This window comes from Leptospira saintgironsiae, from assembly GCF_002811765.1.
Lineage (GTDB): Bacteria > Spirochaetota > Leptospiria > Leptospirales > Leptospiraceae > Leptospira_B > Leptospira_B saintgironsiae.
On record NZ_NPDR01000028.1, the window covers coordinates 1 to 1,761 of the forward strand.

Sequence of the window (1,761 nt, forward strand, 5' to 3'; positions counted from 1 at the left end):
ATGTTAAACGGACAGACTGCGATTAAGATTTATTTTGACCATATATTTTCTACAACTTTCGCCTAACGACCAAGGTGTTCCGACGTTTGCAACGGCACGAGTTTGCTCTGCAAATGAAGTGACGGACGCGAATGTGGCGAAGCCCAAGCAAGGGTTGCGTAGCAATCCCGCAGCGCTGCGGAAGCACCGAAAGTTAGGCAGCAGTATCGCCCCTAACACATTGCACCAAAGCCCTACTCTATAAAATCCTCAAATAGAATAAAAGCAATTAGTGATTAATTCACTTTCAAATTATAAAAGTAGCGAACCCTTTTCGCAGGATCCAACAAAAGATATATTCAAGTAGTTCTGATACATTCCGAATATTCTGCAAAACATTTCAGTCTACGATATAAAGCAAGAAAAGGGGGAAAGCGGTCGAACCTAAAATAGATCTTGATTCGGCTCTAAGCTCTAAGGTAAAATCTAAAACTTATATAATAAAAATAAAAGAAAATCGCGATATTGCGCCTAACGACCAAGGCTTGACGACGTTTCGCGTGTCCGTGAGGACTTGGCATGAGGCTTGCTTTGCAAGACGAATGACAAAGCGAAATGTGCCGAAGGCCAAGCGAGGGTTGCGATAGCAATCCCGAAGCGCTGCGTCAGAGCCGAAAGTTAGGCGATGGCGCCTGGTTTAGTAAATCCAACTAAACTATTAATTAATGATTCGCTGGATCCGAAAATTATTTCATTTGAATTTTTTGCAAGTGACTGATTAATCTTTCTTATGATTTTACTTTCTCTAATTCCTCGTACTTGCATAAGAGATTGCTCTCCAATAAGCGTGACAGCAATTTTAGAAGTAAGCGGCATGGAAAGTTCAGTATCTGGGTAGATTACCCCATTAGGTCTATTTTCATTTGTTCTTAATACAGGATTATCTGAATTAATGAAACTCGCACTTTTGTTAGTTATTACTGTAAAAGTTATATTTCTTTTAGAAAGTAGATTCTGAATATTCAATCCTTCGAATTGATCCCCGGCATTAATCAAAGTGTCAATTAAATCATTCTGCATAGACTTTGTAGTCACATATTTTTCAACTAAATGTTTTGGATTATCTTGCAATAGCTCAGAAATATATGCTTCTTTAATTTCATTAATAAATTTTGTAGTTCTTTTCCAGTGCCAAAAGACAAAAGAATTAATAAATGGTCGAGTATCCCACAACCCGTTCTTTTCCAAATTATTAATATTTAAATTCAATAAATCGGTCTCGAATATTCTTTTGAAAGTTCCAAATGGTTTTTCGAGATTAGTTGAAAAGAATTTCTCCAGTGCTTGATCCTCTTTTTCATTCGAATCATACTGAGTATACAGATTTCTTTCCCAGAGAATATTGCTCGCGGCCCTTTTCTTTGCGTTAGATTTTTTCTCTGAAATCCACGTATATGGTTCTACATTCGATTTATTTAAGGAACTCGGATCGAGAAATCCATTTATTACGATTCTTGGAACGTAATGTTGTTTTTCACTCATGATAAAATCTTCAGGCGCTTTCGCCTAACGAACAAGGCTTGACGACGTTTCGCGAGTCCGAAGGACTTGGCGCGAGTTTTGCTCAGCAAAACGAGTGACAAAGCGAAATGTGCCGGAGGCCAAGCGAGAGTGCGAAGCATCTCGAAGCGCAGCGTCAGAGCCGAAAGTTAGGCGACGGCTCTGCAAGTAATACTGAAAAATCGAGCCACGGATGGCGTTATTAATTATTTATGAGCATAA

Annotated in this window: 1 protein-coding gene; it reads right to left on the bottom strand. The window is 38.8% G+C overall.

The window, feature by feature from the left end; translation table 11 throughout:
* Nucleotides 1-657: 657 nt before the first annotated feature.
* Nucleotides 658-1,521, bottom strand: coding sequence for a DUF4238 domain-containing protein (locus CH362_RS19060; protein ID WP_100711898.1), 864 nt, complete (start codon nucleotides 1,519-1,521; stop codon nucleotides 658-660).
* Nucleotides 1,522-1,761 lie beyond the last annotated feature (240 nt).

Coding starts and splice junctions, on each gene's coding strand:
- CH362_RS19060 (WP_100711898.1), bottom strand. CDS start 1,521: ATGAGTGAAAAACAACATTACGTTCCAAGAATCGTAATAAATGGATTT.